Source organism: Herbiconiux dendrobii (assembly GCF_052048175.1).
In the GTDB taxonomy this organism is placed as follows: domain Bacteria; phylum Actinomycetota; class Actinomycetes; order Actinomycetales; family Microbacteriaceae; genus Herbiconiux.
Window position 1 is genome coordinate 341,370 of sequence record NZ_JBLZQV010000003.1, and the last position, 24,499, is coordinate 365,868.

General features: G+C 62.6%; 29 protein-coding genes. 17 read left to right on the top strand and 12 right to left on the bottom strand.

The annotated features are described in order from the left end of the window. The first annotated feature begins 24 nt into the window (after positions 1-24). Complete coding sequence (locus tag ACN4JJ_RS10535; RefSeq protein WP_440709864.1) at positions 25-441, top strand: nuclear transport factor 2 family protein; 417 nt, start codon at positions 25-27, stop codon at positions 439-441. After that, entirely contained in the window at positions 438-1,697 is a 1,260-nt protein-coding gene (locus ACN4JJ_RS10540; RefSeq protein ID WP_440709865.1) for an MFS transporter, read from the top strand. Before ACN4JJ_RS10535 ends, ACN4JJ_RS10540 begins: the two co-directional genes overlap by 4 nt. 67 nt (positions 1,698-1,764) lie before the next feature. Here the strand turns inward: ACN4JJ_RS10540 and ACN4JJ_RS10545 are convergent, their stop codons facing one another. Then, entirely contained in the window at positions 1,765-2,415 is a 651-nt protein-coding gene (locus ACN4JJ_RS10545; RefSeq protein ID WP_440709866.1) for a DUF6226 family protein, read from the bottom strand. Positions 2,416-2,612: 197 nt separating this feature from the next. On the opposite strand from ACN4JJ_RS10545, the gene ACN4JJ_RS10550 reads away from it, so the two are divergent. Continuing rightward, positions 2,613-3,098, top strand: coding sequence for a hypothetical protein (locus tag ACN4JJ_RS10550; RefSeq protein ID WP_440709867.1), 486 nt, complete (start codon positions 2,613-2,615; stop codon positions 3,096-3,098). A 92-nt stretch (positions 3,099-3,190) separates the two neighbouring features. Here the strand turns inward: ACN4JJ_RS10550 and ACN4JJ_RS10555 are convergent, their stop codons facing one another. Next, positions 3,191-3,406, bottom strand: coding sequence for a hypothetical protein (locus tag ACN4JJ_RS10555; protein ID WP_440709868.1), 216 nt, complete (start codon positions 3,404-3,406; stop codon positions 3,191-3,193). Positions 3,407-3,621: 215 nt separating this feature from the next. After that, positions 3,622-3,759 (bottom strand): hypothetical protein, encoded by a 138-nt coding sequence (locus ACN4JJ_RS10560; RefSeq protein ID WP_440709869.1) that lies wholly within the window; start codon positions 3,757-3,759, stop codon positions 3,622-3,624. 301 nt (positions 3,760-4,060) lie between these two features. On the opposite strand from ACN4JJ_RS10560, the gene ACN4JJ_RS10565 reads away from it, so the two are divergent. Continuing rightward, a complete protein-coding gene (locus ACN4JJ_RS10565) occupies positions 4,061-4,450 on the top strand; it encodes a hypothetical protein (protein ID WP_440709870.1) in 390 nt (129 codons plus the stop codon). A 55-nt stretch (positions 4,451-4,505) separates the two neighbouring features. On the opposite strand, the gene ACN4JJ_RS10570 is transcribed toward ACN4JJ_RS10565, so the two are convergent. Beyond that, positions 4,506-5,105 carry an MFS transporter gene (locus ACN4JJ_RS10570; protein WP_440709871.1) on the bottom strand — a complete coding sequence of 200 codons (600 nt, stop codon included), beginning with the start codon at positions 5,103-5,105 and terminating at the stop codon, positions 4,506-4,508. Between the two features lie 148 nt (positions 5,106-5,253). Next, complete coding sequence (locus ACN4JJ_RS10575) at positions 5,254-5,559, bottom strand: hypothetical protein (RefSeq protein ID WP_440709872.1); 306 nt, start codon at positions 5,557-5,559, stop codon at positions 5,254-5,256. Between the two features lie 291 nt (positions 5,560-5,850). Between ACN4JJ_RS10575 and ACN4JJ_RS10580 the strand changes: the two genes are divergently transcribed. Next, on the top strand, positions 5,851-6,420 hold the full coding sequence (locus ACN4JJ_RS10580; protein ID WP_440709873.1) for a hypothetical protein: 570 nt from the start codon (positions 5,851-5,853) through the stop codon (positions 6,418-6,420). Positions 6,421-7,090: 670 nt separating this feature from the next. On the opposite strand, the gene ACN4JJ_RS10585 is transcribed toward ACN4JJ_RS10580, so the two are convergent. Then, positions 7,091-8,440, bottom strand: coding sequence for an SMODS domain-containing nucleotidyltransferase (locus ACN4JJ_RS10585; protein ID WP_440709874.1), 1,350 nt, complete (start codon positions 8,438-8,440; stop codon positions 7,091-7,093). After that, entirely contained in the window at positions 8,437-9,387 is a 951-nt protein-coding gene (locus ACN4JJ_RS10590) for a CBASS cGAMP-activated phospholipase (RefSeq protein WP_440709875.1), read from the bottom strand. The genes ACN4JJ_RS10585 and ACN4JJ_RS10590 overlap by 4 nt, the downstream gene beginning before the upstream one ends. Positions 9,388-10,367: 980 nt before the next feature. On the opposite strand from ACN4JJ_RS10590, the gene ACN4JJ_RS10595 reads away from it, so the two are divergent. Continuing rightward, entirely contained in the window at positions 10,368-10,586 is a 219-nt protein-coding gene (locus tag ACN4JJ_RS10595) for a helix-turn-helix domain-containing protein (RefSeq protein WP_440709876.1), read from the top strand. 223 nt (positions 10,587-10,809) lie between these two features. Here the strand turns inward: ACN4JJ_RS10595 and ACN4JJ_RS10600 are convergent, their stop codons facing one another. Then, the gene (locus ACN4JJ_RS10600; RefSeq protein ID WP_440709877.1) at positions 10,810-12,015 is read right to left on the bottom strand and encodes an SAVED domain-containing protein; all 1,206 of its coding nucleotides are present in this window, start codon (positions 12,013-12,015) and stop codon (positions 10,810-10,812) included. Between the two features lie 185 nt (positions 12,016-12,200). Here ACN4JJ_RS10600 and ACN4JJ_RS10605 point away from each other — a divergent pair, with 185 nt between their 5' ends. The 7 genes from ACN4JJ_RS10605 (at position 12,201) to ACN4JJ_RS10635 (ending at position 18,416) form a co-directional block, all read left to right on the top strand. Then, positions 12,201-13,187, top strand: a complete 987-nt coding sequence (locus ACN4JJ_RS10605) for an SMODS domain-containing nucleotidyltransferase (protein WP_440709878.1) — start codon at positions 12,201-12,203, stop codon at positions 13,185-13,187. After that, positions 13,184-14,902: a ThiF family adenylyltransferase gene (locus ACN4JJ_RS10610; RefSeq protein WP_440709879.1), complete on the top strand. Its 1,719-nt coding sequence runs from the start codon at positions 13,184-13,186 to the stop codon at positions 14,900-14,902. The genes ACN4JJ_RS10605 and ACN4JJ_RS10610 overlap by 4 nt, the downstream gene beginning before the upstream one ends. Before the next feature lie 173 nt (positions 14,903-15,075). Then, the gene (locus ACN4JJ_RS10615) at positions 15,076-16,146 is read left to right on the top strand and encodes a hypothetical protein (protein WP_440709880.1); all 1,071 of its coding nucleotides are present in this window, start codon (positions 15,076-15,078) and stop codon (positions 16,144-16,146) included. A 696-nt stretch (positions 16,147-16,842) separates the two neighbouring features. After that, positions 16,843-17,262, top strand: coding sequence for a hypothetical protein (locus ACN4JJ_RS10620; protein ID WP_440709881.1), 420 nt, complete (start codon positions 16,843-16,845; stop codon positions 17,260-17,262). A gap of 35 nt (positions 17,263-17,297) precedes the next feature. Further along, positions 17,298-17,540 carry a hypothetical protein gene (locus ACN4JJ_RS10625; protein ID WP_440709882.1) on the top strand — a complete coding sequence of 81 codons (243 nt, stop codon included), beginning with the start codon at positions 17,298-17,300 and terminating at the stop codon, positions 17,538-17,540. A gap of 115 nt (positions 17,541-17,655) precedes the next feature. Continuing rightward, a complete protein-coding gene (locus tag ACN4JJ_RS10630; RefSeq protein WP_440709883.1) occupies positions 17,656-17,940 on the top strand; it encodes a hypothetical protein in 285 nt (94 codons plus the stop codon). 29 nt (positions 17,941-17,969) lie between these two features. Continuing rightward, on the top strand, positions 17,970-18,416 hold the full coding sequence (locus tag ACN4JJ_RS10635) for a hypothetical protein (RefSeq protein ID WP_440709884.1): 447 nt from the start codon (positions 17,970-17,972) through the stop codon (positions 18,414-18,416). A 24-nt stretch (positions 18,417-18,440) separates the two neighbouring features. On the opposite strand, the gene ACN4JJ_RS10640 is transcribed toward ACN4JJ_RS10635, so the two are convergent. Further along, entirely contained in the window at positions 18,441-18,692 is a 252-nt protein-coding gene (locus ACN4JJ_RS10640) for a hypothetical protein (RefSeq protein ID WP_440709885.1), read from the bottom strand. Positions 18,693-18,761: 69 nt separating this feature from the next. On the opposite strand from ACN4JJ_RS10640, the gene ACN4JJ_RS10645 reads away from it, so the two are divergent. The 4 genes from ACN4JJ_RS10645 to ACN4JJ_RS10660 all read left to right on the top strand — a co-directional run bounded on the left by ACN4JJ_RS10645 (position 18,762) and on the right by ACN4JJ_RS10660 (position 22,012). Then, positions 18,762-19,970, top strand: coding sequence for a Fic family protein (locus ACN4JJ_RS10645; RefSeq protein ID WP_440709886.1), 1,209 nt, complete (start codon positions 18,762-18,764; stop codon positions 19,968-19,970). A gap of 199 nt (positions 19,971-20,169) precedes the next feature. Then, complete coding sequence (locus ACN4JJ_RS10650; RefSeq protein WP_440709887.1) at positions 20,170-20,532, top strand: PadR family transcriptional regulator; 363 nt, start codon at positions 20,170-20,172, stop codon at positions 20,530-20,532. Beyond that, positions 20,529-21,608: a hypothetical protein gene (locus ACN4JJ_RS10655; protein WP_440709888.1), complete on the top strand. Its 1,080-nt coding sequence runs from the start codon at positions 20,529-20,531 to the stop codon at positions 21,606-21,608. The genes ACN4JJ_RS10650 and ACN4JJ_RS10655 overlap by 4 nt, the downstream gene beginning before the upstream one ends. Continuing rightward, positions 21,605-22,012: a putative quinol monooxygenase gene (locus tag ACN4JJ_RS10660; RefSeq protein ID WP_440709889.1), complete on the top strand. Its 408-nt coding sequence runs from the start codon at positions 21,605-21,607 to the stop codon at positions 22,010-22,012. Before ACN4JJ_RS10655 ends, ACN4JJ_RS10660 begins: the two co-directional genes overlap by 4 nt. A 38-nt stretch (positions 22,013-22,050) precedes the next feature. Here ACN4JJ_RS10660 and ACN4JJ_RS10665 read toward each other — a convergent pair whose 3' ends face one another. From ACN4JJ_RS10665 to ACN4JJ_RS10675, 3 genes are all read right to left on the bottom strand, one after another. Beyond that, complete coding sequence (locus ACN4JJ_RS10665) at positions 22,051-22,944, bottom strand: Abi family protein (RefSeq protein WP_440709890.1); 894 nt, start codon at positions 22,942-22,944, stop codon at positions 22,051-22,053. Positions 22,945-23,203: 259 nt separating this feature from the next. Next, entirely contained in the window at positions 23,204-23,878 is a 675-nt protein-coding gene (locus ACN4JJ_RS10670) for a TetR family transcriptional regulator (RefSeq protein ID WP_440709891.1), read from the bottom strand. A gap of 79 nt (positions 23,879-23,957) precedes the next feature. Further along, entirely contained in the window at positions 23,958-24,392 is a 435-nt protein-coding gene (locus tag ACN4JJ_RS10675) for a hypothetical protein (protein ID WP_440709892.1), read from the bottom strand. Between the last annotated feature and the right edge of the window lie 107 nt (positions 24,393-24,499).

Below are 24,499 nucleotides of genomic sequence, written 5' to 3' on the forward strand. Positions count from 1 at the left end.
CCGAGCCGATGCCATAGTTCACCTATGACCGATTCCTTCTCCACCGAAGACAGCACGTCTGAGATGACCCCCGAGGTGCTGGCGGCGTTCAGCAACGCCTGGGCCCGCCACGACCTCGAGGCGCTGATGAATCACGTCACCGACGACTGCGTGTACAGCGCCTCCGTCGGTCCCGAGCCCGGCCGCACCTGGTCGGGCAAGGAGCAGGTGCGGGAGGGCTTCGCGATCATGCTCGCCCACGACGTCGGACAGGAGCGGCACGAGGACGAGGGGCCGATCATCGCGGGGACGCGTGGTGCCGGCACGTGGTCTTTCACCGGACCCGGCCCGGATGGAAAGGTTCTCGAGACGCGGGGCTGCGACATCTACGAGTTCCGCGGTGGCAAGATCGCGCGCAAGGACGCGTTCCGCAAGGTCTACCAACCCGAGTCGACTGAGTGAACGACGTCGCCCGCACCCGATCCTGGCTGTTCGTCGCCCCCTCCCTCATCGTCTTGGGCTGGGGTGGTAACCAGTTCCTGCCGCTGATGCAGTACTACCGGCTGGTGGAGGGCTTCTCGCAGGTGCAGGTGAACATCCTGCTCGGAGCCTATGTGTTTGGGATCGTTCCCGGATTCGCGCTGTCGGGCGGATGGTCGGACCGCTTCGGGCGGCGACCGGTGCTGATGGTGGGCCTCGTGCTGGGCATCCTCGGCAGCATCGTTCTGGCGACCTCCAGCTCGAGCTTCACCGGGCTCTGCGTCGGACGGTTCATCTGTGGTCTCAGCGTGGCCGCCGGGATGGTGGTGGGCACCTCCTGGATCAAGGAGCTCTCGATCGCGGAGGGCCGGTCTGCGGCCGGGGCCCGGCGGGCGGCGGGCATGCTCACGATCGGCTTCGGGGGCGGTGCCGGAATCGGCGGGGCTCTCGCTCAGTGGGCTCCGTGGCCGGCCGTGCTGCCCTACCTCGTGCAGATCGGCGCCTGCGTGGTCGCCTTGATCGTGCTGCTGTGGGCATCCGAGACCCGACGATTCGACCCCGGCGCGACGAGGCTGCTCGGCAACCTCCGGGTGCCGCGATCGGCCCGATCGACGTTCTTCCGGGTCATCGTCCCGCTCGCACCCTGGGTGTTCGCGGCGCCGGCTCTGTCGTTCACCGTCGGCCCGAGCCTGGTGAGCGACCGCCTCCCCGGTTTCACCGTCGGCTTCGCCACCGTCGTGACGGTCATCACGCTCGGCACTGGCTGGGTGACGCAGTTCTTCTCGGGCCACCTCGCGAAGTACCTGCGCGGGCGCATGGGGTTGGTGGGGGGATCGCTCATCGCCGTGGGCGCGCTCCTGCTGATCCCCGCCGCCACCTCGCAGCAGGTGTGGATCGTGCTCGTCGCCGCGCCCGTCTTCGGAGCCGGCTACGGGCTCGCGATGGTCTCCGGCCTCGCCACCGTCCAAGCCCTGGCGACGCCCGACGATCTCGCGGGCATCACGGCGGCGTACTACTCGCTGACGTATCTGGGATTCCTCCTCCCGGCGACCCTCGCGGCCCTGACCGCGTTCGCGCCAATGTGGATCCTGTTGGGCGCGACCGCCGCCGCGTGCGCGCTCTGTACGGCACTGGCCGCGCGCGCCATGCGGCGCAGCAGCGCCGGCACAGGCTCGGCCGGCGGCTCCGTCACCCCGAGCGCCGCGGTCGCTGGGCCTCCCAGCCGGGCGAACGGATGACCGCGGACCTGTCTTCGCGCCGGTGGCTACGCCGGTGTTTCCATTCACCCGTGAAGCGGCACCCCGATCAGACGGATGCTCGCCGCGGCCACGCAGCCCAATCCGCGGTGGCAGAGCGCAGCGCCGACTCCGCCGCGGCGTAACGCTCGGGCGACATGCCCTCCTCACGAGACTCGCCTGAGGACGCGCCGTTGGAATACGAGAAGGCGTACCCGGCCCAGGGGTCGCCCTCGCGTCGCTTGAGCGTCTCGCGGTAGTGCCCGGTCACGACGGCGAACACCTGCTGTTCAAGCCGGTCTGCCTCGGTCTGCCACGTCGAGTCGCAGGCGTCACAGCCGCACACCGGGAAGTGGAAGTCGTGCAGCACTCCGGCGTGCAGGTAGATGCCGGGGTACGCGGTCATCACCACGGTCAGGGATGCGCAGGCCGGGTCGCGGGGTCGCAGCCGCACCGCGCGCACCACGTCGTGGGACGGCACACGGATGAGATCCGCCACCACGTCGTCGCCCTCCTCGACGCTGACATCGTAGGAGTCGCGGAGGTAGGCGATAAGAGCATCCGCCACGGTATGGAACGGCGCGAACCGCTCCGGATGCGTGTCCACCGAGTACGTGTCCTCCGGCGGCGACCCCTCCCACCGATTCCCGTACTCGAAGACCCGCCCGTCGCCATCAAGGAACACCGCCGCCTCGACCGCCGGACGCACGTAGCTGCTCACCCCGCCATCCTCCCCCACCGGCCCGCTTGCGGTCATGTCCGGAAGAGGGTGCCCGCGCACGGCGGTTGTCGCGCTGTCCTGCCCTACCGTGAACACGTGACCCGAAACGCGGTCGACAGGTCCGGCTCGCTGTCGCCAACCGGGCCCCCGAAACCGACGAACAGCCGATGCTCGAACGAGAACGTGAGGACCCACCCGTGACCGACGCAGATCAGCCACGGGAGATCTCCCGCCGCACCATCACGATCGTGGGCGCGTGGTCAGTACCGACGATCGCCCTCGCGGTAATGGCCCCCTCCGCCGCCGCGTCCGGCTCGGACTTGCCCGAACTCGCCATCGAAGCGGTGGGTCCGACCCGTGGAGATGCCGTCACCTTCTGGACGGTCACGATCCGCAACACCAGCCGGATCGACATCCCCGATGGAGACCTGCGGCTGGTCGTTCCGAAAGGTACGGAGTACCGCATCGCGAACAACTCGACGGATGCTTGGATAAAGGTCGACCCCGGCACCTCCTTCGTCTACACCCACCGCGCCGGTGTCTACGGCGGCGCTGCCGCGACCAGCTTGACGTTCGAGTTCAAGAGGTTTCCCCCCGATTCGACGGGTTCGCCGACCGTGACGATCACCGCCATGGCCTCGGGGTTCCGTTCGGCCTCCAGCGCCCTCGTCATCCCCTACTGATCAGACCTCACTCGACCGAAACTGTCTCTGCATCGACGGGCGTCAATTCAATTCACCCGCGAGTCAGCGCGGGGCCCCCTACACGCCTCGATCTATTCCGCCGAGTCACCATGCTCGAGCGTGCGTTCCCCCAGCGGACTCTGAAGCGATACAGCTCGATCCTCGGTCGTCAGAGAATCCGCGCACGCCTCAGCGAGACCGGTCAGAAGGATCGGCGTAATGGTGACGCTCGACTCCGACTCGACAACGTCTACCCGATCGAGCCGCTCGCAGCCGCCGCCCACTGCCACGCCGATCGTGAGCGTCATCGCATCAGGACTCGAGGACAACAGCTGCCAGCTCGCCACCCGAGTGGAATCGTCCGCGTTCAGGGAGGGCGCTGAGGCGGCAGCAGTTTCGGAGGTAGACCAGCCGATGGTTCCACCGGAGGAACCACCCTGCGAAGCGCACCCTGCCATGAGGCCGACCGCCGCCAGCGCACCGACTCCGACAGCCGTCCCCGCCTTCGTTCGAAGCCACATGGTCACAGAATCCACCTCTCCTTAGCAGCAATCTCGCTCGACAGCGCCTGCAGGTCGTACCCCGCCTCGGCCTCAGCCGCCCGCGCGTCGATTTGTTCCTCGGTGCCGGGTACACCGTTGATCTTTTCGTGGTCGCGCATGGTCCCTATCGTAACTTCTCCTGAGATATCATCACTTTCATTTGATTCTTCGACCGGAGCACCCTTGCGGCGCAGTCGTCTGTCGGCAGCCGATTGATATCTGGGGCGGGGCCGATCTCGACCGCGACGCCGGCTCGCCCATCGACCAGGTCGAAATCGTATGAGGGGAGACCACGTCTTCGTCGACGAGACGAGAGCACGGGATTACCTTCTCGTCGCTGCCGCTATTCGCCCCGCTGACCTCCACGTGGCGCGCAAGCTAATTCGCGACCTCACACTGAGGGGACAGCCACGCCTTCACATGAAGAAAGAGAGCGACTCCCGCAAGCGCCAGATCCTCCACGGCATCGTGACCCTGCATCCGGCGGTCACGATCTTCCGTGCCGGGTCCAACCACCAAACAGACCTGGCGCGACGTGAGCGCTGTCTGCGTGCCCTTATGGAAGATTGCGCAGAAACTCAGCGCGGGTTCCTGTGCCTTGAGCGAGACGAAACGCTCGTCAGCCGGGACCGCCAGTGGCTCATCGAAGCGACCCGCGCCGCGGGAGCCCGAGACCTTGCATACCGCCATGAGGCCGCCTCATCCGAGCCGCTCCTAGCGATCCCCGATGCCATCGCCTGGGCATGGGCACGCGGAGGCGACTGGCAGCGCAGATGCCGTGAGATCGTCGCCCGCGTGGTGGATGTGTGACTGGCGCTTAAACGCAAAACTCGAGCGCCACGACCATTCCGGACGGGTCTCGAGTTCACTTTCCACCGCTCAACGCGATGGACACCCTAATGATACGGCCCATCTGCACGTCGCGCGAGCACAGCGGCCAGGCCCGAGCGAGCACGAGCCCCCCGACGATCGTGGTGGCCTGGAACGAGGCGAAGAATCCGCGATGCCCCCGCCTGCCCGACTCCGACAACAACACCGTGGCGGCCGCGTACTCACCCCCGGTGGCGATGCCCTGGAGCAGGCTCACGACCACGAGGATCACGGCCGCCCAAGCCCCCACCGCATGCTCGGTCGGGGCAAGCGCGAGAGCGACGGATCCGGCCGACATCATCGTGACCGCCGCAACGAGTGCCCGTTGCCTGCCTCGCGTGTCGGCGAGTCGGCCGAAGAGCCAGGAGCCGAGGGGGCGAACCACGAACGTCAGGGCGAAGAGCCCGTAGACGTAGATCAGCGAATCGGGCGAGTCGGGATCGAAGAACTCGGTCCGGAAGTACGGAGCGAAGGTGGCGTAGAGGTAGAGGTTGAACCACTGCACGAGATTGGGCACCGAACCCGCCAGGATCACCCCCACCTGAGCGCGACGCTCCGGATGCGACCCGGCTCCGGCCGACGGGGTGGGAATCACGGGACGACCCTACCGAATGTGCTCCCCGGGCTGCCCTACCCCGCACAACGACCGAACATCGACGATCAGACGCACGAGCCGTGGCGCCGGTTGGTGACGGAGGAGCTGGGCTTCATGCAACCTTTGCGCGTGATCGCCGAATTCGCCGCTACGCGAACTCATCCGTTTCAGAACGGGGCAGTACACCAGTCACCGGAGGCCTGACCACGACCCCGCCCAGCTTCCGCTGAATGCGCCGAAGAGCTTCAATCGTCTCATCATCCGTGAACCCGGTCGTGATGCTCCAGTCGATTCCAGAACCGACGATGTTGCTCACGAACACGATCTCCGTCGCCAACAAAGCACGCGTCCAGTCCGCGCGACTCAGAGGCGCACCCGCGACGATCAACTTGGCGAGCTGGCCGCCCTCACGAAGCAGCGCGTCCGAACTCCCGAATCCCAGAGCCACCGCCATCGGTTCACCGCTATGCGCGGGGCCTCCCCACTCCCTAAGGCCGCGTACTAGGAAAACGCGTTCTCGATCCGAAAGCTCGACATCAATCCGGTCATCCCCAATAGTCGAATGATGGCATCTGAGTAGCGTCAGGTCGAGTATTGCTCGCCAGCACCAGAAGATGAACTCTTCGCATTGGATGCGAACTGGCCGGTTCCTGTGACCTCGCCCACACTGAAGCGAACCCAGGCGGGTACGAATCTGAACTACAGTCCGCATCCGCCGGGCGAGCCCGCTGTTAGCGTGTGATCCATGTTCACAATCGACCAGGTGACCGCCGTTCAGGCCTTCTTCCGAACGGCGGGCTTCGACGGAGAACTGCGCATCACGGGGATGCAAAGGCCCGACCAAATTACGTTCGCCTTCGACCCTGAATTTCTGATCCCTCTCCGCCACAAGGCGGGGCAGGATCTCGAGCACATAGTCCAGCAGATCCTCCAAATCCAGGTTCAGATCATTCCCGAAGGCCAACCGTGGAACAGCAAGCGACCCTTTGATCTGAGCCTGATCGGCCCGGCACACGCCGACCCTCCCCAGAGTCGCGACGACGAACCCGTGACCGCAGACGCGGCCGATGAATCGTTGTCGCTCGAAGAGGGCTTTCGCGCAGCGTTCTTCATGGTCGATGACTACATGAGCCTCGAGAACGAACCGGACGAGGGATTGGTGCTCTTCCATGCCTACTTGCTCTCCGATCCGGCACGCTGGAATGACTGGAAGGAGTCTGTCGAAAAGGCCCGTGCTGACCCGACTGCAGCCAGCGAATACCTTCACGACTGGCGCTTCAGATTCGCTCCGCCCGAGCGGTTCGAGGGCCCCTGACCAACCAGAGTTGGACGGTCACGAATCCGCCGGGCAACACATCGACGGGCTAGATCCAGCCAGGCAACTGCTGCCGATGTCGCGCCGAACCTTTCCTTTGCTCGCGCCGGCCTCAGCTCCGGAGCTGATTCCCTAGCCGCGCGCTGAAGGCGGTTGTGCTCGCGCGCAAGGAGGTGCACATGGCACTCAACCTTGTGACGCGACGAGCGAACGTCGACGTCGACGCATAGCGCAATGTCGGCGCTTCTTGATATCGTGACCGGGTCATGACCAGCCCGCCCGGCTTGAGGAAACTCAAGTCCCGGGCTGGTTCTCTTTAAGCCCCACGCTTCTATCGTCGGGGGTCTATCCGTGGGCATCCCGTACGAGAAACCACATCTCACTTAGGACGAGCAAATCGAGAAGCTCGTCGGTCGTGATCTGGAAGTGTCGGATCGTGCAACGGCCAGCGAAGCACTCAAGTCGATTGGCTCTGCCCGATTAGAAGCCAGTCGCCCTCGGCGGGGTTCACGAGATTGTCGTTCGCCACGTAGGTGTAAACGCTGGTACAAGGCGGTACCCAGTAGCTTGAGTCGGTCGGATCAGCACCAACTAGCTTGACGAGACCAAAGACTTCAGTCACCCAGCCCGCCCTTCAATCAGCTACTAGCGACTGGAATGCCGAAGACATCTACTTGATATTCACGTAGTGACGGTCAATGGCTACACAGATGCCATTCACTACGACATAGCACTCGACATAGTGGCGCCCCTTGTATTTCGTAGGCTCCTGCCTGCTCTGGCTTCCAGAGTCCTTCTCTACTTGGCCGCGAATGCAGTCGTTGTCGATTGCTTCCTTCCCCGTATTTCGCACCTTCCAGTACAAGTCAAATGGACCCTGGACGTTGTGACGCGCTAGACGGAAGTTGATCGTCCGATTGGGAGCAACCACGTTGCCTTGGCTGCTGAGCTCATAGTGACGAAAGCCATTTTTCCTCGTCGTACGCGCACCTAGCTTTACTTTGTATGCAGGATTCAACCGAACTGGGATCCCCCACTTTGATTCGATCGTCTCCTCGGTATCCTGAACGCCGGCCACTCCCCGATGAGCTTCCGTAGCCTTCTTTACTGTGAGGTCGTACGTTCCGAACTTGTCACCAAACAGCTTCCGCCATTTGGTCTTGCTCGTCTCGAGGTTTTCCTCTTCGTAGGCATCGTCTATCCACCCGCGGTACATGTGCAGCTTGTCACGAAAATTGGCGTATTGATCCTGGTCCCAGCGGTGGTTGAAGTTCTCCGAAGGCTCGCTAGGGTCATCGATACTTGGCATCGTCGGGTTGGCTTGCAAGTAATCGTCAAGATCAGCCGCGATGCTCCGAAGGGCGGTCGGCACGTCTGGGTAGTCGCTGTTGTCCCCCCACACTGCGGAATCTTTGACCTGACCGCCGAGCAGGATGCTCAGAATCACAGACTTCACCGAGAAGGTGTTCTTGTGGTCCCGCAGGTACTTGATCAGTCGGACGACTTTGATCAATCGGCCGCTCGCGAGACGATTCTTTTCGTCGAGCCATGCGTTGTATCCCTCTGGATTAGTCAGCTCAAATTCATCCGTCACACGGTTGGTGATGTAGTTCTGTCCATGGCGAAGGAGGTACGGCACGACGTCGATATGGAACTCGTTGGCGTAGTCGACTTTGACGCAACGGTCGTGGCGGCTGACCATGTTTCGGTAGGTGGGGTTGGCGCGGAAGACTTTGTATAGCTCTTCGACGTAATCCTCGGCTTCCCACTCATCTACCTCGTCGATGTACAGCAATACGTCGGCATCAAACTCGTCGTTCGATCCAACTGGATTGATGATGGTTCTGTGCGCGTATGAACCTTGAGGCAGCAGGTCGATGAAGTTCGTTGCGAAGTCGTCGTCGCCCGCCTGCAAGAAGTTGGACACCGCTTCGACACGTTTGTCGAGCGAAGTGATGCGCGAGTCGCTCAGATTCACCTTATTCACGAGAAAGGCGTCAAAGTGCTTGATCAATTTCATAGCGTGTCCTCCAACGACCTAATTGGAACGAATGCTTCAGCCTTCTCGGTGAAGAAGATGCTGCGGAGCTTTGGCAGTTCGGTTCGAGCAACGGAAGCTCCCAGCGCACGAAGAGCTGGAACTCCCTCAATCCCGTCGAGCTTGAAACGCTTTTTGTCCACTACAGGGGACACTCGGTAGACGTTTTCATGACCAAGTAGGAGTTGCGCAGTTCCTATCGAAGATGAGGACTGGCCAGAAATGAATACCGCGACCAGGCGCTGAGCCCAGTAGTTCAATCCGAGCCAGTTACGGCGGTCTGCGTTGGCAGACATTGGAGAATCTGTACACCCGACGCTCAGCAAGCGGACGTCTCCCTTTTCCCATTCAAGTATTCCGAGAGCCTCGACTGCCGCCGGCCCCATTGGGTTGTTTGCCCACATGCCGCCGTCTACGAGAGGGATCCCAGCTGCGAGACGATGCGTTGGAAAATATGTCGGAGCGGCCGCTGTCGCAAGAGCGACATCAACGACTGGGATCTTGTAGTCACGCTCGAAGCGCTCGTGGTGTGCCGTCTTGAAGACGTGTACGGCGCCGGTCTCCAGGTCGAGTGAGGGGATCATGATGCGTGTGTTGCTTTCGCCCAGCTTTCGCTCGCCAAACGCATCGGTCAGCGCTCTCTCGAGCGGCTCCGACTGATACTTGGCACGAAAGAGGGGGCGGATGCGCCCTAGACCCTTTCCTCCTCGGAATATATCCGGCCCGCGTTCTTGGTAGAAGGCTAGGAGGTCCTTAGCAGAGAGTCCCATCCCGAGACCTAGGGCGATAATGCCTCCAGTAGACGTCCCGACGATCAGATCGAAATAGTCGACCAAAGGCATCTCGAGCTCGTCCTCGAGGTCCGCCAAGAAAGCGGCGGGAAATACGCCCTTGATTCCACCCCCGTCGATCGACAATATTCGCTTCATTTCGGCTCCCCGTTTGCGTGAGCTGATTATGACAGCGACCTCCGACACTGAGTATGGTGAGAATCAAGAATGTCGGATCGCTAGTGGCGATCAGATGGTGACGGCCTCGGCGGACATTTCGCCCCCAACGGGGAGTCCGGCTTCCTCGCAGCCGACATCGCCGCAATTCCCCCCGCTCTCCGATGCGTGTTGAGTGAGTGCTCCCGTCTCGGGCAAGACACCCGACCCTCGACGCGGCGACCGTCCACTACCACGCCGAAGATCACGCTGGCCGAGACAGGCCTGCCAGCGCACATTCTGATTATCGACGGTCTGGAGTGGGCCGACTCCTCCGCAGTGCGGAGCATCTCGGGATGCGACGACCTCGGCAGCCACTCACCCAAAATTCGCGGGCCCCCGGATGCGAACGCGAGCGGTCAGCCGTGGCTATACGCACTTGATCGTCTGAGCCTCCACGCGCAGCACGCAAAGATCACTGCCTTCAAGCCCCGGCGGTTGAGACGCACGAAGCGCGCCCGTCACTACGACTCGCACACCCTCGACCACGCAGGCGAGGGCGTGGTGTGCGAGCGCGCCCTCGCAGACGATCTCGCACGTAGGCTCCGCACGACCCGCGTGGACGTCGTCGGAGAGCAGGAACGCAACCAAATCCCCGGCTGGCCCGTCACCAACGAACGGCTCACTCGACACGCATCCGCGCACCTCAACTTGCGAGAACATGCGACTCCAGCTCTTCGCCAGGCAAGCACTTGCCGCAGTCAGCGACTGCCTCCCCTTGCTGCATGATCCAGATCTCGTTGGCGCACTCCTCCGAGCAGGCCAACTGGTCGTACCGCATCTCATCGCTCGGCACCCGGATGCCACAGTGCCGACATCGACGCAATCTGTCCTTGAACCTCATGAGAGGCCTCCATTCATTTCTGAGAATGCTACTCATAAGTATGTAGACCTTCAAGTATCATTCCGCGACGCTCAGTCAGATGGAAGGCGAACTGCAAAAGATCCTCGGCCGGAACCTGCGCCGTCTACGCGAAAGCCAGGGCATGAGCCAGGAGGATTTCGCCGACAAGCTCGGCTATCACCGCACTTACCTCGGCGGGGTGGAGCGGGGCGAACGGAACCTAACTCTCCGCTCGGTCGAACGAATCGCGGATCTCACCGGCAGCGACCCGGTTGCACTACTTTCAGAAGCCGTCTAGTTCTCGCAGGACCCGAATCGCAACGGGACCACTCGCGATGCGGCTCTCCACTTGGCCACCTTCATCTGCACACGAAGCCCTTCGCTGTCCGCCAACCGTTGAGCCGCGCAATCGTGCCGCTGCATCCCCTCACAGGTTGCAGGTGACTACAGAACCCCAAGAGCATGGTCGCGCTGGCCATCATGGTCGATGAAGCATCCGCCATGCCTTCCGCGAATGGCCCTTATCGCGGCAGCTCCAAGGTGAAGGCGTAGCCCGCGTCATGCCCAGTTCGGTCATAAATTCTCATCGGCGGGTGCACCGACGAGTTCACTTGACGACCGATTGCGACCGCAATGGTTATTGGCACCGCCGGCACGAGATTTACCTCGGTGATCTTTTCGTGCGTCTCGATTTCACTCAACAAAGAGCGCCAAGTTCGAGCGAACGCGTCCACGGTCGCGGGCGAATCAACCAAATCGAAATTCGGGGTCTCATTTACGGGCCTCAGCTCATAAATGCGCGCAGTGCCCCTAGTGGCCTCCGGTAGGCGATCTATTTCGATCGATCCAGACACAGAGAAAACGACTGTCGCTCGATCCGGATTGATGGCGCCATCCGCAAGTACCCTCCATTCGAATTCATGTTCAGCCCCTGTCGCCGGCCACCCCCACGCTTCGGCACCATCCCTACGCTTTGGATACACCTTGGTCGGGACCGTATCGTCCAAAATCGCGCCGAGGGAAATCAGAATTGGGATCCGAGCGAGCGGGAACACGGCAAGGTCGACTACCGTCCCGTCGGCGACGAACGCCTTTAGGAGCCTGAGGCGGTCTCGAATGAATGAAACAGCGGTCAACCAGTAGAGGTCTGTACCTTCCTCCTCGCCGGGAATCTTCCGCAGGTCAACTTCGTACTCATCAGTCCGCAATAGGGCATACGACGGAAATCGTCCGGCCGCAATCAACGACTCCGCGATAGCCGACTGAGCAAGTTGCACGGGTGCACCGTGGATCGTCCCGACGACACGGAGCACAGTCGTGCTGTCCGTTTGCGCCAAGGCGGTCAACTGTTTAATTCGGTATTCGTGAGCACGTTTCAGTGATTGAAGGCGGTCGACGCTGTACACGTCCCAGAGACTTTTCGAGTCAATCACGTGGTGCTGGTCGTAGCAGATGAGCATCAAATTGTCCGCTTCGTTGCGCTCATCGACCGGATGTTGACTGCTGCCGCGCGGGGAGCCGTCCGCCGTGTCCCAGCCGACGATGTGTGCGAGCTGCCCAATAAAGATCGCCTGCCCTGTTGTTTCGTCGTCTAAGAGCCATCGGTTACAGAAGACGCAGCGGCCGCCCGAAGCAATCCAGACCCGGCGAGCCACCCGCTCTGGGATATTACGAGACGTTTTGCCTGGGCCGATTGCACGGTTGGGCCTGAGATTCTCTTGTTCCATGTTTTGCAACGATGCCTTCCGATGGCAGGTGGTGGACTTCAGTTCGCGTGCTGGCGGAGCTTCTGAAGCAGCGGACCTTTACGGGCATCCCAGAAGAGTGTCGGTGGTGCGGGGTATCATAGTTACACCCATGTAATTCGCCAAATCGAGCGCCCTCTCGCTGCGGCACGATCCGAGGAGGGGCCTTGAAGCTCACCAACCATTTCGACGTGTTGCTACGCGACACAGTAAACCTCAGTCCGACTCGCCTTGCTCAATTGTCCGAGCGAGTTGATCGGATCTATAGCGCGCTCTCGACGGACGCCCAGCTCGACGGTGTGATCGTTGGAATGTCCCCCCAGGGCTCCTGGGCCCACCGGACGATCATAAATCCTGTGGGCGAGAAGGAATTCGATGCTGACTTCCTCCTAGTAATGAAAGAGGTGGACGCGTGGGGCCCCTCTGACTACATCGAGCAGGTCTACGCTGCGATTCATAGGCACTCGATCTATAAGGACATGCCTCATAATCGCAAGTGTCGTTGCGTCAGGCTTGTCTACTCGAACTCCTGCCACGTCGATATTGTCCCCACGGTCACGATCGACTCAAGTCAATACATTGTGAATCGTGATGAGAACATCTGGGAACCCAGCAATCCACAGGGGTTCACTGATTGGATGCACGATCGAGACCAAGCCACCAAAGGCAATCTGCGGAAGGTCATTCGGCTGGTGAAATTCTTGCGAGATCACAAGAACTCGTTTACCGGGACAAGGTCAATTATCCTCACCACCCTGCTCGGCGAGCAGGTTTCTCAGGTCAAGCAGATTTTCGATCCAGGCTATTACGCAGACGTGCCCACCACGCTTGTCCATCTGATGGACGACCTCGATGTGTGGCTCCAAGCGCGGCCGGCGAAGCCTTCAATAGCCGATCCATCGGACTCCGGCCTCACCTTCGACCACCGGTGGACCGAAACGAGCTATCTCTATTTCCGGGACAGGGTTAATGTGCATGCTGCTGAGATGCGCGATGCACTCAACGATCCCGACAAAGAGTCGAGCGTCGCCAAGTGGAAGGTGATATTCGGAGATGGGTTCAAAGCCCCGGTGCCCGCTGACAATAGTGGAAGGTTCGGCAAGACGGCCGTTCCCGCAATGGCTGTGGCTTCCCTTTCAGGCCGAGCAGGTTGACGCCGACGTCCAGCGCGTGGCAGGAGCTCTGCTATTCAGAGTTTCTTCGGGTCCAACGTGAGCACCCCGAATCGGTTCGCATCGTTTGCCGCAGAAAGATCCGGGCGGATGGATCGCTGCCTATTGAGATCGAGCTCCCCACCGGAGACCTGCCTTACAGCGAGGGTGGTGCCTCTCTACAGAGCAGAGAACGCTTCACCGTCGTCGTGCCAGAACGTTCAGTAGTCCCGTTCAATGTGGAGGTCGATCACCGGAGGTTCCTAGATGTGCCGCACGTGCTACAAGGAAGTCGACTTTGCATCTACCTCGACCCTTCTCGCGAATGGGATCCAGCCGGCGGTGTGACCGCGTTCCTCGAGAGGCTCTGGAGCTGGCTTTCAGACGCGAGCACAAATAGCTTTGATCCAAGCACTGCGCTATATCACGCAGTCGGTGGGGTTCTTCATTCAAACCAGCTATCTCCAACCTTTGTCGTGCGCTCAGAGCTTCCCAACAAACCTGCGTTGCTCTACGCGACGTCTCGATCCGAACACCGGATCGACATCGACGTGACCCGTGGGTCAGACAGTTTGTCCGTGGCGATGTGGACATCGGATCACGCCCTTCCGCTCGGAGCGGGAAGCTCGCTCGCGGAGCTTGGTCTCGTCCTGTCCGACCCAAACCTTGAATCTAGCCTTCCGGCCTCCGTAGCAGATCTCACCCGTGGAATCGGCGATGCTCTCGTGGCCACCGCCAAACGCAATCCCGATGGCAGCCCCGCGTACGCCGTTCTCACTATCGCTCACCCCGCCGGAGGCTCGCCCCACGTACTCGTCGGGCGGGTGAGCGCCGCATCAGCCGACCAGTTACGTGCTTTACGACGTTTCGATGACGTACCAAACGTGAACATAGAGTGGTGCCCCGTTTCCGACGAACGTCCTAGCGTGACAAATAGGCGGGACACCCGATCAGCTGCATCATTCTTACGGGGGAAGACACTCACGATATTGGGGTGTGGCGGGCTCGGTTCTTGGATCGCTGAGTTCGCCGTCCGCGCTGGGGTCAGCAGAATTCGCCTCGTCGATCCTGGCTCGGTTGCGGGCGGCTTGCTGGTGCGCCAAAACTTCACCGAGATGGATATCGGCCAGAGGAAGGTTGCGGCACTCGCCGAGCGACTTCGACATGTTTCGGACGACATCGAAGTCATTACCCGGAACGAGCTTGTTTACGATCTTGCAACTGCATTCGAACAAGACGACCTCGTCGTCGACGCATCAGTCAGCAGAGCTGTCACTCGACTCCTCAACGAGATTTGCGAGTTGGGGCCACGTCGACCGTTGGTCGCCCAAGTAGCGACTGACAGCAATACAGGGACGCTAGGTCTGGTTGGTGTGCTTGCACCAAGCGACACGCGTACGCTCGATACGGTAGATACGCATGCACGCTCGGTTGTCGAGTCCAGCGCTTTCCTGGAATCTTTCGAAACGTTCTGGGCCGCATCGAGCGCCTCTCAGATTGTTCCTACACGGGGATGTTCGGTCCCCACGTTCCATGGCTCTGCAGCTGACATGGCTGCAGTATCAGGAAGCGTCGTGTCCCTGTTGGGGCTGCAGGTTGCACACCCCCAGTCGGGAGTTCACCTGATTTCACTGCCTCATGCCCCCAAATCTGCACCACGTCACCACTTCATCGAGGCCGCTAGATCTACTGTTTCAGGTGCCGACGATTCTCCATGACTTTTTCTCGAGTTCTTCTTCGTTGCAGTTCGCGTCGGCCTAAACGGATCGGATCGGCCCCATCAGGCTCATGATGAGAATCCACCTAATGCAGTTGGCTGTTGCATCTTTTTCGTTCCTTTGAGCTCCCCGTCACCCGCTATTGTTCAGGCCAGACGATCGGAAGAGGGAGGTTGCTTATCGCCGTTATTATTGCTCCCAGTGAGCTCGGCCCATTCCGCACGGTCATGCGAGACCTTCAACTTGGTGCCGCTCGGTACTACGCGCAGACGGCCATCGGCGGGGATCTTGGCTCGCTCGTCAGAGCATTCATTGCAAATTGTCAAGTCCTCAATGACTGGTCCGTCCACGCAATCGCCGATCACGCCTCGTACACTGCTCTGTTTGACCAGCCACGACATGAGGGCACCGACGTCATCGACGCCATGAAATACGTTCGCAACGTCTCCCAACATGTGCTCCACGTGGTCAAGCCGAGCGACACGGTGACCCTGGTCGGTGGCGCATTGGGATTTCGGACCTACGCGCAGTGGGAAGGCATCCCCGCACAGGTTCATTCGAAATTACGGCCAGGGACTCAGGCATTGCGGCCTGCATACGAGAACAACCTTGCGGGCAAAGAGGTGATGAGCACGATGATGGCTGTGCTTCGCTTTCTTGCCGACGTTGCCCCGAACATCGTCCACCGCGACAAGCTTGGCGAATGGACGGGCTTCCCGCTGATGAGCCAACCTGGTATGCCACATCCCCTGCATCCAGAGGAACCGATTGGAAGCATTGCAGAGGCTCGGGCTTGGCTGGACAGTCGAAGGCCGGGCGGCGATGCTCGGGTCATTTGTGGCCAGGTGACAATCGACGGGGTGGAGTATGTCCACGGCTACACATTCGTGGGCCGCCTATCGTTCGCGCCCTTCCACGAGACGGTTCCGCAGGTCAATCAGGACATAGCACTTGGCTTCCCTTATCTTGAGGGGGATCTGGCAGCGAACGTGTCTGACGTGAGCGATGAGCATCGCGAGGCGTTACAAGGCCACGTGATACAAAGCCGCGATGACCTTCCAACATGGGCGCACCCTCTCGCTCACGTGGAGCCTGCGGAGGACTGGAGCTCGCCAGCCCTCGATCCCCATCGTTGGCGCACTCAATGCAGGCTGGAAGTTTCAGATCTGGTTCCGGACTACGTCGCTTATGGCGTGAGACGGGCACGACGTCTTAATGCTCTCGTCCCACCTCGAGGTCTTTGAGTCCCGAGCTCGCTAGCAGCCTGCGACACAGTCATTACGGAGTCGGGATGGGGCGGACGGCGCCAGTGAGCGCTCAGGCCGACCGCGTTCACGGCGGGAATTCTCTTCACGCGAATCGGTTGAGCGCACCAATCACCTCAAGAACGATGTGATCGATCCGGCGGTCTGCCCCTGTTCGGTCGAGCAGCCCTCAGTCCACAGTCGCCGACCCGTAGTGGGTGACGCGGAGAGCTACGTGACTGCTGAAGCGGCGGGGATGCGGAGGGCTCGGTGGTGGACGGCGTGGATAGGGTCACTCCCCCGAACTTGAACATCGCGCGCGCCCAGCACGCCATCGAGGATCACCCACTCGACTCGTCTCGGGTCGTGGCTGGTTCAAGTTCGCACTCGCCAAGCGGTGGTGGGTGAGGCGACCCCAGCTACACCTCCGGTCAAGCGGAACCCGTGGAGCCTTGACTCCTGGCCCTGCGCGAGTTTGTCGGGGCGGTGCCACTGTGAGCTCGCACGAATGGTTCAGTAGCCGGTTCCGGCGCTGCCGGCAATGCGGCATCCGGGTGCCCCGCAGCGAGATGGTCTACGGCCACCGCGCCTGCTCCGAAGTCTGCGCCAACAACCTCTGGTTCAAGGAGACGTTCGACGCTTTCGTGGAGTAGGCGGAGGACTCGACGGCACCATCTGGCTCGGTAGCATGAGCGCATGATCGCTTTCGCCGCATCAGCACGAGCGCTCAGAGTGTTCCAAGTCGTGTGGGTGATCGGCTTCCTCGTGGGAACAACCACTCACACGGCGGATCTCATCGTCGGCGGAATGAACGCCTACAGCGACTTCCCTCTAGGCGTCCGGATGTTCTGGGTGTCACTGACGATCCTGGACCCGGTCACCGCTGCGCTGATCCTCTTCCGACGGCGCCCCGGCATCGTGCTCGGCATCGCCGTGATCGTCGCCGACATCGCAGTGAACTGGACCGTCTTCGTTATGGTCGGCGGACTCTCGTTGTTCGGCGTCATCAGTCAGAGCCTGTTTGCGGTGCTCATCCTTGTCACGGCTCGCCCACTGTGGACGTGGTTCGGGCCGTCTTCTCCACGAGAACGCGCCAACCTGAACAGAGCGGCCTGACCGCCCATGATTGCGAGACGGTCGAGGGTGGGTCGATGACGGCATATGTTGTCCAGGTCGTAGTGGGAGCCGTGTTGGTCGGCGGCGGGCTCTTCATCGTCTGCTTTCGCCGGCTCGTCGCTCGACTTCAGGCGCGGTGGTACCGGAACATGGAGGGCGCCATCGGGGAGCGTCTCCGTGGGACGACGCCACGCACTATGGGTTTGATCGGCGGCGCCTGGATTGTCGGCGGCGGCGCCTTGCTTTACGTAGGGATCGAGCACATCGTCAGGACCTGATCCCCCTCCGAGAGCAAGGCGGCGTTCCGCGTATCCAGAGGATTACTCGTTTTGTGCGATATGGTGCCGGCGCACAGCAAACCTGTGTGCATGCCTCATCGGGAGATGACTTGACGTGAGCTGGATCGAGCAATTCGGCGGCGCTCTCTTGACGGCTCTGGGGCTGGGCCTGTTGGCGGTCATCGGCCTCCTTCTCTACCGATTCCTATCGCTGGTCGCATCCAGCCGCCGCAGCGCGTCTAAGGCACGGGCGTCCAACGTGGCTGAGGACAAGCTGATGGCACGACTACAGGCTGATGGCTTTTCACCCAAGGATGCCGAAGCAGCCCTGCGGGCAACCCGAGACGGTGCCGGAAGAGAAGCACGCCGGAGCCGGGCGCCCGACGACACCCAGCCCTGACGACCACTCATAGTGCTTCGTATGGAAAGATGAGCAATGCTTTCGTCGGACCGGCCTTACCCCTGACCACAGGTATCCCTCGCGGGTTTGCCACGTACGCGCCGGCCGGCGAGACCATCACAGGTCGGCACGCTGTTGGATACGACGCCTTCGTCGAGCTTGTCGGCGTAGAGCGCGCGCGGTCGATGTCCGCTGACGGCGCCTTGGTCGAGATCGTGAGTCGCGCACGAGCAATCAGAGAGTCACCGGACGATCTCGAGCGATCGGCCGTCATCTTCTTGGGGAACAAGATCACTCAGGAACTGCCGAACGCGGAGTGGCGAGCCTACGGAACATCAGGGTTGGAGATCTCGACAGGCACCGCGGCATACAACGTGGCGGGGGCAGTGCGATCGGCGTGCGAAGATCCCAAAGATCCGCGAGAAGGACTTCGCCGATTCTTCGCCCTGGCACGAGGTGGCGAGCCCAAAAGCTAGGCGCGCCACCTCGAACCATCGGAATCAAGTGCCGCAGGCCACGTTCTCGTCGAAGATGTCGTAAGCCGTGGCGAGATAGTTGGTACAGGCGAGCGAGAGGTTCCCCGACGTTTCGTTGCGATAGTTGCTCGCGTTGCCGTTGCTGCAGTTGTACGCCAGGTAGGTGCTCATGATGGTGCCGACCGAGAGGTTGGTGAAATCGATGTCTACCGAGACGTGCCAGATGCCCCATGGTTCGGGAGCATCAAGGCCTGAGTCGAAATCGAGTCCAGTCAAGGATGTCAGAACCGGAAGGGTCGAGTTTATGAGTAACTGCGTTAGTCATAAAGTAGACTCATCAGCATTATGAGTAACCACGTCTCCGAGCCAGCCCCGAAGCAGTGGCCGAGCCTTGAGTGGGAGCGCCAGGTGTGGCTGCCCACATCGGGCTGGAGCGTGAACGCCGAGTTCGAGGGCGGTCGACAGCCCTACAAGTCCTCGATTCCGCCGGCCATCGCCGCGCTGACTCCCGAACCAGACATCGAGGCACGCGAAGCCGCCGAAGCTGCGGTGCAGGAGCTGAGCCGGTTCGACGCGGAGCTGGGTGCTCGGGTTGCCGGGTTCGCTCCGGTGCTTCTGCGGTCGGAGGCCGCATCCTCGTCTCAGATCGAGAACCTCACCGCGAGTGCGCGGGCCATCTTCAGTGCCGAGCTCGGGTCGACGAGCAGTCGCAATGCCGAGCTGATCGCCGCGAACACACGCGCCATGCAGGCCGCTATCGACCTGTCGGATGCACTGTCACCAGCTGCCATCCTCGAAATGCACCGCGTGCTCATGGGTGATCAGACGCGTCACACCCCGGGTGAATGGCGCCGGGAGGCCGTGTGGATCGGGACGAAATCGAACAGCCCTATCGGTGCCGAATTCGTTGCGCCGCACTTCGAACGAGTGCCGGCGCTCGTCGACGATGTCGTCGACTTCTCTGCCAGGCGCGACGTACCCGCTCTCATCTCGACCGCCATCGCGCAAGCGCAATTCGAGACCATCCACCCATTCACCGATGGAAACGGTCGAACCGGACGGGTGTTCGCCCAGGCGTTGTTGCGGCACCGCGGGGTGACCCGCAATGTCGCTGTGCCGGTGTCGGCAGGATTGCTTGCCGACGTCGAGGGGTATCACCACGCCCTCACCGCCTATCGTGAGGGCAACGTCTCGCCCATCGTTCTGGCGTTCGCGGAGGCATCGCTCCGTGCGGTCGCGAACTCACGAGAACTCGTCGCCGATATCGACGCCATCAAGGAGAGCTGGCAGGGCCGGCTGACTGCACGACGATCCAGCAATGCCTGGGCACTGCTCGATGTGATCGCTCGACGACCGGTCATCGATTCCGCCACAGCCGCTGCCGCGCTCGGGGTGAAGCAGCCGAACGTCTACCCCGCACTGCAGGCGCTCACGGAAGCCGGCATCCTGAAGTCGAAGGCCGAGCACCGGGCGGGGCCGTTCTGGCGCAGCGACGAGATCCTCGGCGCCATCGACCGCTTCGCCGAACGCGCAGGGCGACGCGAACGCAGCTGAGGACACCGGCAAGAGCGCGTTGTCTGTAGGGGCGATCCGCTCCAGTGGTGCATGTCCCTGGCGGCCGGGATCTTTCGAAGTGCGCGTGCACAATGCGGTCTCAGCATTCATCCGCCGTGGCGCGATGGCGCGATTACTTCCTCAGTGCGCACTACTGCGCAGTCCGTGGTACCTTGTCTACCGACACAGTGGAGGTTCAGTGGATACGACGCAACTGCTCAAGGGGGTGCTCGACGTGGCCGTGCTGGCCGTCGTGCAGCACGACGATGGGTACGGGTACGACATCGTTCGGCGGCTGCGCGACGCGGGGCTGGGCGACGTCGGTGACGCGTCGGTCTACGGAACGCTGCGCCGGCTCTATGCGGCGGGCGCGCTGTCAAGTTACGTGGTGCCCTCCGACGGAGGCCCGCACCGCAAGTACTACGCCATCAACAGCGAAGGTCGCGACATGCTGGCCCGCCAGCGCGCCATCTGGTCGGACTTCGCCGGTGCGATGTCTGCACTGCTGGCGGAGACCCCACCGAAGAAAACCGCGCTTCGCACGATCGGAGAGAACAAGTGAGCGAATCAACGGCCACCCTCGACAAGTCGATCGCGGAATTCGCCTCCGCGGTGAGGCGCCACCTCGACGACCTTCCTCTGGACGAGGTCGACGACCTCACCGGCGGGCTCGAGGCCGACCTCTCCGAACAGGCCTCCGACGAGCAGGGCGATCTGCATCTCGACGACCCGGCGTCCTATGCGGCCGAGCTGCGCGCATCCGCTGGTCTGCCGCCCCGCTCCAGTGCCGCTCTGCCGCTGCGACGGCGGGTGCAGCAGCGGCTCGACTCGCTCGAGGCGGCGACTCGGAGGATCACCCACTCGACCCGGCTCGGGTCGTGGCTGGTGGAGTTCGCCCTCGCCGTGCGGCCCGTATGGTGGGTGCTTCGCGGGTGGGTCGTTTACCAGCTGCTCACGGTCGTGGTGCTGGGGCAGAGCGCACTGGTGCCGTCGGGGCTCGTGATGTGGGTGATGCTGTTCGCCGCGGTCGTGCTGAGCGTTCAGTGGGGGCGCGGGCGGTGGGCGCCCGGGGCATTCTTGCGGGTGCTGCGGGTGGTGGTTTCCGTGGTCGCGATCGTGGCCCTGCCGTTCGTCACGGTGTGGGCGCTGAATGAAGCCAGGGCGAACTCCGGATACTCGTCCCCCGCCATCTATACCGATCCGACAGGGCTGCAGCTCGACGGCCAGCGCGTCACGAACATCTTCGGGTACGACGCCGAGGGCAACCCGATCACCGACTTGCAGCTGTTCGATCAGAACGGGGATCCGCTGGTGACCATCGGGGCCGGGCTGGTCGGGGAAGAGTACGACTACAACTACAGCACCGGCGACGCAACCGTCACCGTGCCCTTCGCGGACGGCACCCGCGGGAACATCTGGAACGTCTACCCGCTGAGGGAGGCACCCGTCGACGACATGGGCGACGTGGATGCTCGCGACGCGGTGCCGGCGACGCCGCCGTTCCGCACCACCAATGCCGTGCCCGAGTCGACCGTCCCCACGCCTTCTCCCACGCCTACCGCTGCTCCCACCCCCAGTCCCAGTCCCACCCCCGCCCCGGCTCCCGAGCCGAGCCCGGCGCCGGATTCCGCGCCATGACTACCCCTCGAGTGATCTCTCTCGATGTCACCTACCTGGTCACCGAAGCGCTCCTGCTCCCCGATCCCGAGCGGTCTCGACCCGCTCAGGGGCAGGCGGATGGCGCACCCGGCACGACCGCGGACGAGATCCGGCTCACCGGGAGGCTCGTGTGCCGGAACGCCGCCGAGGCCGCGATCGTCGCCGCCCACCTGCCGGAGCACATCGAGCTCACCCGAGCTGAGCGCGGCTGCCTCGCGTTCGAGGTCGCCGCAACGGATGACCCCCTCGTGTGGGCCGTGGACGAGCATTTTGCGAGCGAGGACGCGTTCGCCACCCACCAGGCGCGGGTCGCCGGCAGCGAGTGGGGCCGAAGCACCGCCGACATCGAGCGCCAGTACGAGATCCGGCGCGTCGCGCGCTGATCCCTGTTGCCCTCCGGGCCTCATCGACGAAGGTGTGATCAGGTGCCTTGCCAGAGTTCGAGTTCGGACCAGCTCCTAGGCGCACCGAGGTGCGTGATGTTCACGGTGGGCATCGACGGGAAGCTTCTCAAAACGGCTGGCAACACAGTGAGTTTGCCGAGGCCCCGTTGCGCTAGTAGGAACTGAATCATTGAGAGGTGGCCGAAGGCTCTGGTGAAGGGTGCGCATTCGTCGAGCTGCGGAAAACGCCCAGGGGCCGGCAGCTTCGGCGCGATGGCAAACACACGATTGAAGAGCCGGCCGTGGTGGGCGCACACATTGCGAACGACGTTGAGTGACTTCAGCCAGGAGCCGAATTGGGGTGCCGAGAGACTGAACTCTCCTGCGACCCGATCCTGAACGGCACGTGTGGCGAAGCCGTAGAGCCTGGCGAGACCACCCCAATCGAGCAGCTCGACGGCCGCCCACACGGGGAGGGTTCCGCCGTACTTTCGCACATGATGCTCGACGAAATCTTCGCGCGATTCATCCTGGGCCCGCTCGAGCTTCGCCACCCAATCGTCGTAAGCACGACCCTGCGCGGTCGGGCCAAGGCAATCCCGGCGCAGGTGAGCACACTCATTCAGCGCGCCCAGCGCATGGCCGAGCGAGGCTCGCACGGCAAGCTCGATACTCCCGAGAGACGCGAACGTCATCGACCGCAGACCTTGGTCGAACCGATACAGATCCAGCACCGACGTCAGGGTCGTTCCTGGATAGAAGCCGTCCTGTCGAGCCGCATTCTCGAGTTTTCGAAACGGATACCAGTAGCCGCTGAGACGGTAGTAGCTGACGCGACTGAGCTCGCGCAGGGCGCCCTCACGGCCGCCGATGTCCATGCCCCGCTCGACCAACAAATCGATAAGTCCGTCGTAATCGCGGTACTGCTTCACCGAAGTCAAAAGCGTGACCTCCGGGAAAAGCGAAGACCGGCCCTGGACCTATCGAATAGGCGGAACCGGTCGTGATGCTGAAATGGTACCACCTCAGGGAGCGTTGCGACCGTCATTGTCGACATATTATCAACAATTGTCTGCACGTCATGGACCGCACAACGCTCGGCGCGAAAGAACGAGGAGAGGTAGTAGATCAAGCGGCGCCCTCTGCTCCCCCGGCTACGCGAGGCCGCGCAGTGCGGCCGCTTCGGGCTCGTCAGGCCCGGCCGACGCGGGGGCCCTCCGGGGCGGTCATCGTGGCCACGATCATGTCGCCCGCCAGGCGGCGGTAGCGGTCGTTGCGGTCGACGTCGAGGAGGTCGCGCTCGAAGAGCACGCGGAAGGTGTAGCGGTTCGCCACGTGGAAGACCGAGTACGCGCTGATCATCATGTGCACGTCGAGCGCATCGATGTCGGAGCGGAACACCCCGGCGGCGACACCGCGCCCGAGCACCCGCTCCAGCGTCTGCACTGCCGTGGAGTTGAGATCACGGATGACGCCCGAATGCCGGATGTGCTCGGCCCGGTGCACGTTCTCGATGGCCACCAGGCGCACGAAGTCGCGATGGCTGGTGTGGTGGTCGTAGGTCGACTCGGCGAGCGAGCGGAGGGCGTCGACCGGGTCGAGTCCGTCGACGTCGAGGTTCTGCTCGAGCCGGCGGATGACGGCGTACGCCGACTCCATCACCGCGAGGTAGAGCCCCTCCTTCGAGCGGAAGTAGTAGTAGATCATCCGCTTCGTGGTGGCCGTCTGCGCCGCGATCTCGTCGACACGGCCGCCCGCGAAGCCGTTGTCGGCGAACTCGGTGGTGGCCGCACGCAGGATGCTCTCCCGGGTGCGCTGCGCATCCCGCCGCTTCACCGCCGGCTGCTCCTCGACGGAATCGACCATGGAAGACCCACCCTTTCGCCGCGATCGGTTCCTCAGCGGCCAGTTTAGGGCGCTCGGGCCGATGGCCCGTGAGAGCCGCTCAGTCGACCAGGAGACGGATGCCGGCGGCTGACGCGTCGGCGCGCACCACCCAGCTCCCCGGGGCGAGCGCCGACAGCGGCAGTGGGGCCGGCTCGGCAGCCGGCCGGGCGTCGATCACACCGTGCGCGTTGCGCCAGGGGATGTCGAGCGAGGTCGCGCCGACCGCCCGGATGCGCCGCGACGGGTTCTCGGCCACGAGGGCGTCGACGACGTCGTCACCGATCGGTGGATCGGCCCAGAGGGTGAGCTCGTGCACACCGATCCGCAGCAGAGCCCGGGCCGGCAGTTCCGCATGCGGGCCGGCCGCGAGCAGCACCACCCGGCCGCCGAGTGTCGTCTCTCCACGGGATCTCAGCACGGCTCGGGCACGCAGCAGCTCAGCCACGGCGTCGTCGATCCGGGTCTCGTCGATCCGGCCGGGCTCGTGCTCCATTGCAGACGTCGTCCTCTCGCTCCTGGCGATCAATGATCCGAATAGTACATTGCCCGCCCCTTGACGCGCGGTGGATGTCCGTCCATTATTAACCGCACGGTACATTA

What these genes read in the sequence shown, in the direction of transcription:
- ACN4JJ_RS10535 (WP_440709864.1), top strand. Translation starts at nt 25, where the DNA reads ATGACCGATTCCTTCTCCACCGAAGACAGCACGTCTGAGATGACCCCC.
- ACN4JJ_RS10555 (WP_440709868.1), bottom strand. Translation starts at nt 3,406, where the DNA reads ATGACGCTCACGATCGGCGTGGCAGTGGGCGGCGGCTGCGAGCGGCTC.
- ACN4JJ_RS10560 (WP_440709869.1), bottom strand. Translation starts at nt 3,759, where the DNA reads ATGCGCGACCACGAAAAGATCAACGGTGTACCCGGCACCGAGGAACAA.
- ACN4JJ_RS10565 (WP_440709870.1), top strand. Translation starts at nt 4,061, where the DNA reads ATGAAGAAAGAGAGCGACTCCCGCAAGCGCCAGATCCTCCACGGCATC.
- ACN4JJ_RS10575 (WP_440709872.1), bottom strand. Translation starts at nt 5,559, where the DNA reads ATGGCGGTGGCTCTGGGATTCGGGAGTTCGGACGCGCTGCTTCGTGAG.
- ACN4JJ_RS10580 (WP_440709873.1), top strand. Translation starts at nt 5,851, where the DNA reads ATGTTCACAATCGACCAGGTGACCGCCGTTCAGGCCTTCTTCCGAACG.
- ACN4JJ_RS10585 (WP_440709874.1), bottom strand. Translation starts at nt 8,440, where the DNA reads ATGAAATTGATCAAGCACTTTGACGCCTTTCTCGTGAATAAGGTGAAT.
- ACN4JJ_RS10590 (WP_440709875.1), bottom strand. Translation starts at nt 9,387, where the DNA reads ATGAAGCGAATATTGTCGATCGACGGGGGTGGAATCAAGGGCGTATTT.
- ACN4JJ_RS10595 (WP_440709876.1), top strand. Translation starts at nt 10,368, where the DNA reads ATGGAAGGCGAACTGCAAAAGATCCTCGGCCGGAACCTGCGCCGTCTA.
- ACN4JJ_RS10600 (WP_440709877.1), bottom strand. Translation starts at nt 12,015, where the DNA reads ATGGAACAAGAGAATCTCAGGCCCAACCGTGCAATCGGCCCAGGCAAA.
- ACN4JJ_RS10620 (WP_440709881.1), top strand. Translation starts at nt 16,843, where the DNA reads ATGATCGCTTTCGCCGCATCAGCACGAGCGCTCAGAGTGTTCCAAGTC.
- ACN4JJ_RS10625 (WP_440709882.1), top strand. Translation starts at nt 17,298, where the DNA reads ATGACGGCATATGTTGTCCAGGTCGTAGTGGGAGCCGTGTTGGTCGGC.
- ACN4JJ_RS10635 (WP_440709884.1), top strand. Translation starts at nt 17,970, where the DNA reads ATGAGCAATGCTTTCGTCGGACCGGCCTTACCCCTGACCACAGGTATC.
- ACN4JJ_RS10645 (WP_440709886.1), top strand. Translation starts at nt 18,762, where the DNA reads ATGAGTAACCACGTCTCCGAGCCAGCCCCGAAGCAGTGGCCGAGCCTT.
- ACN4JJ_RS10660 (WP_440709889.1), top strand. Translation starts at nt 21,605, where the DNA reads ATGACTACCCCTCGAGTGATCTCTCTCGATGTCACCTACCTGGTCACC.
- ACN4JJ_RS10670 (WP_440709891.1), bottom strand. Translation starts at nt 23,878, where the DNA reads ATGGTCGATTCCGTCGAGGAGCAGCCGGCGGTGAAGCGGCGGGATGCG.
- ACN4JJ_RS10675 (WP_440709892.1), bottom strand. Translation starts at nt 24,392, where the DNA reads ATGGAGCACGAGCCCGGCCGGATCGACGAGACCCGGATCGACGACGCC.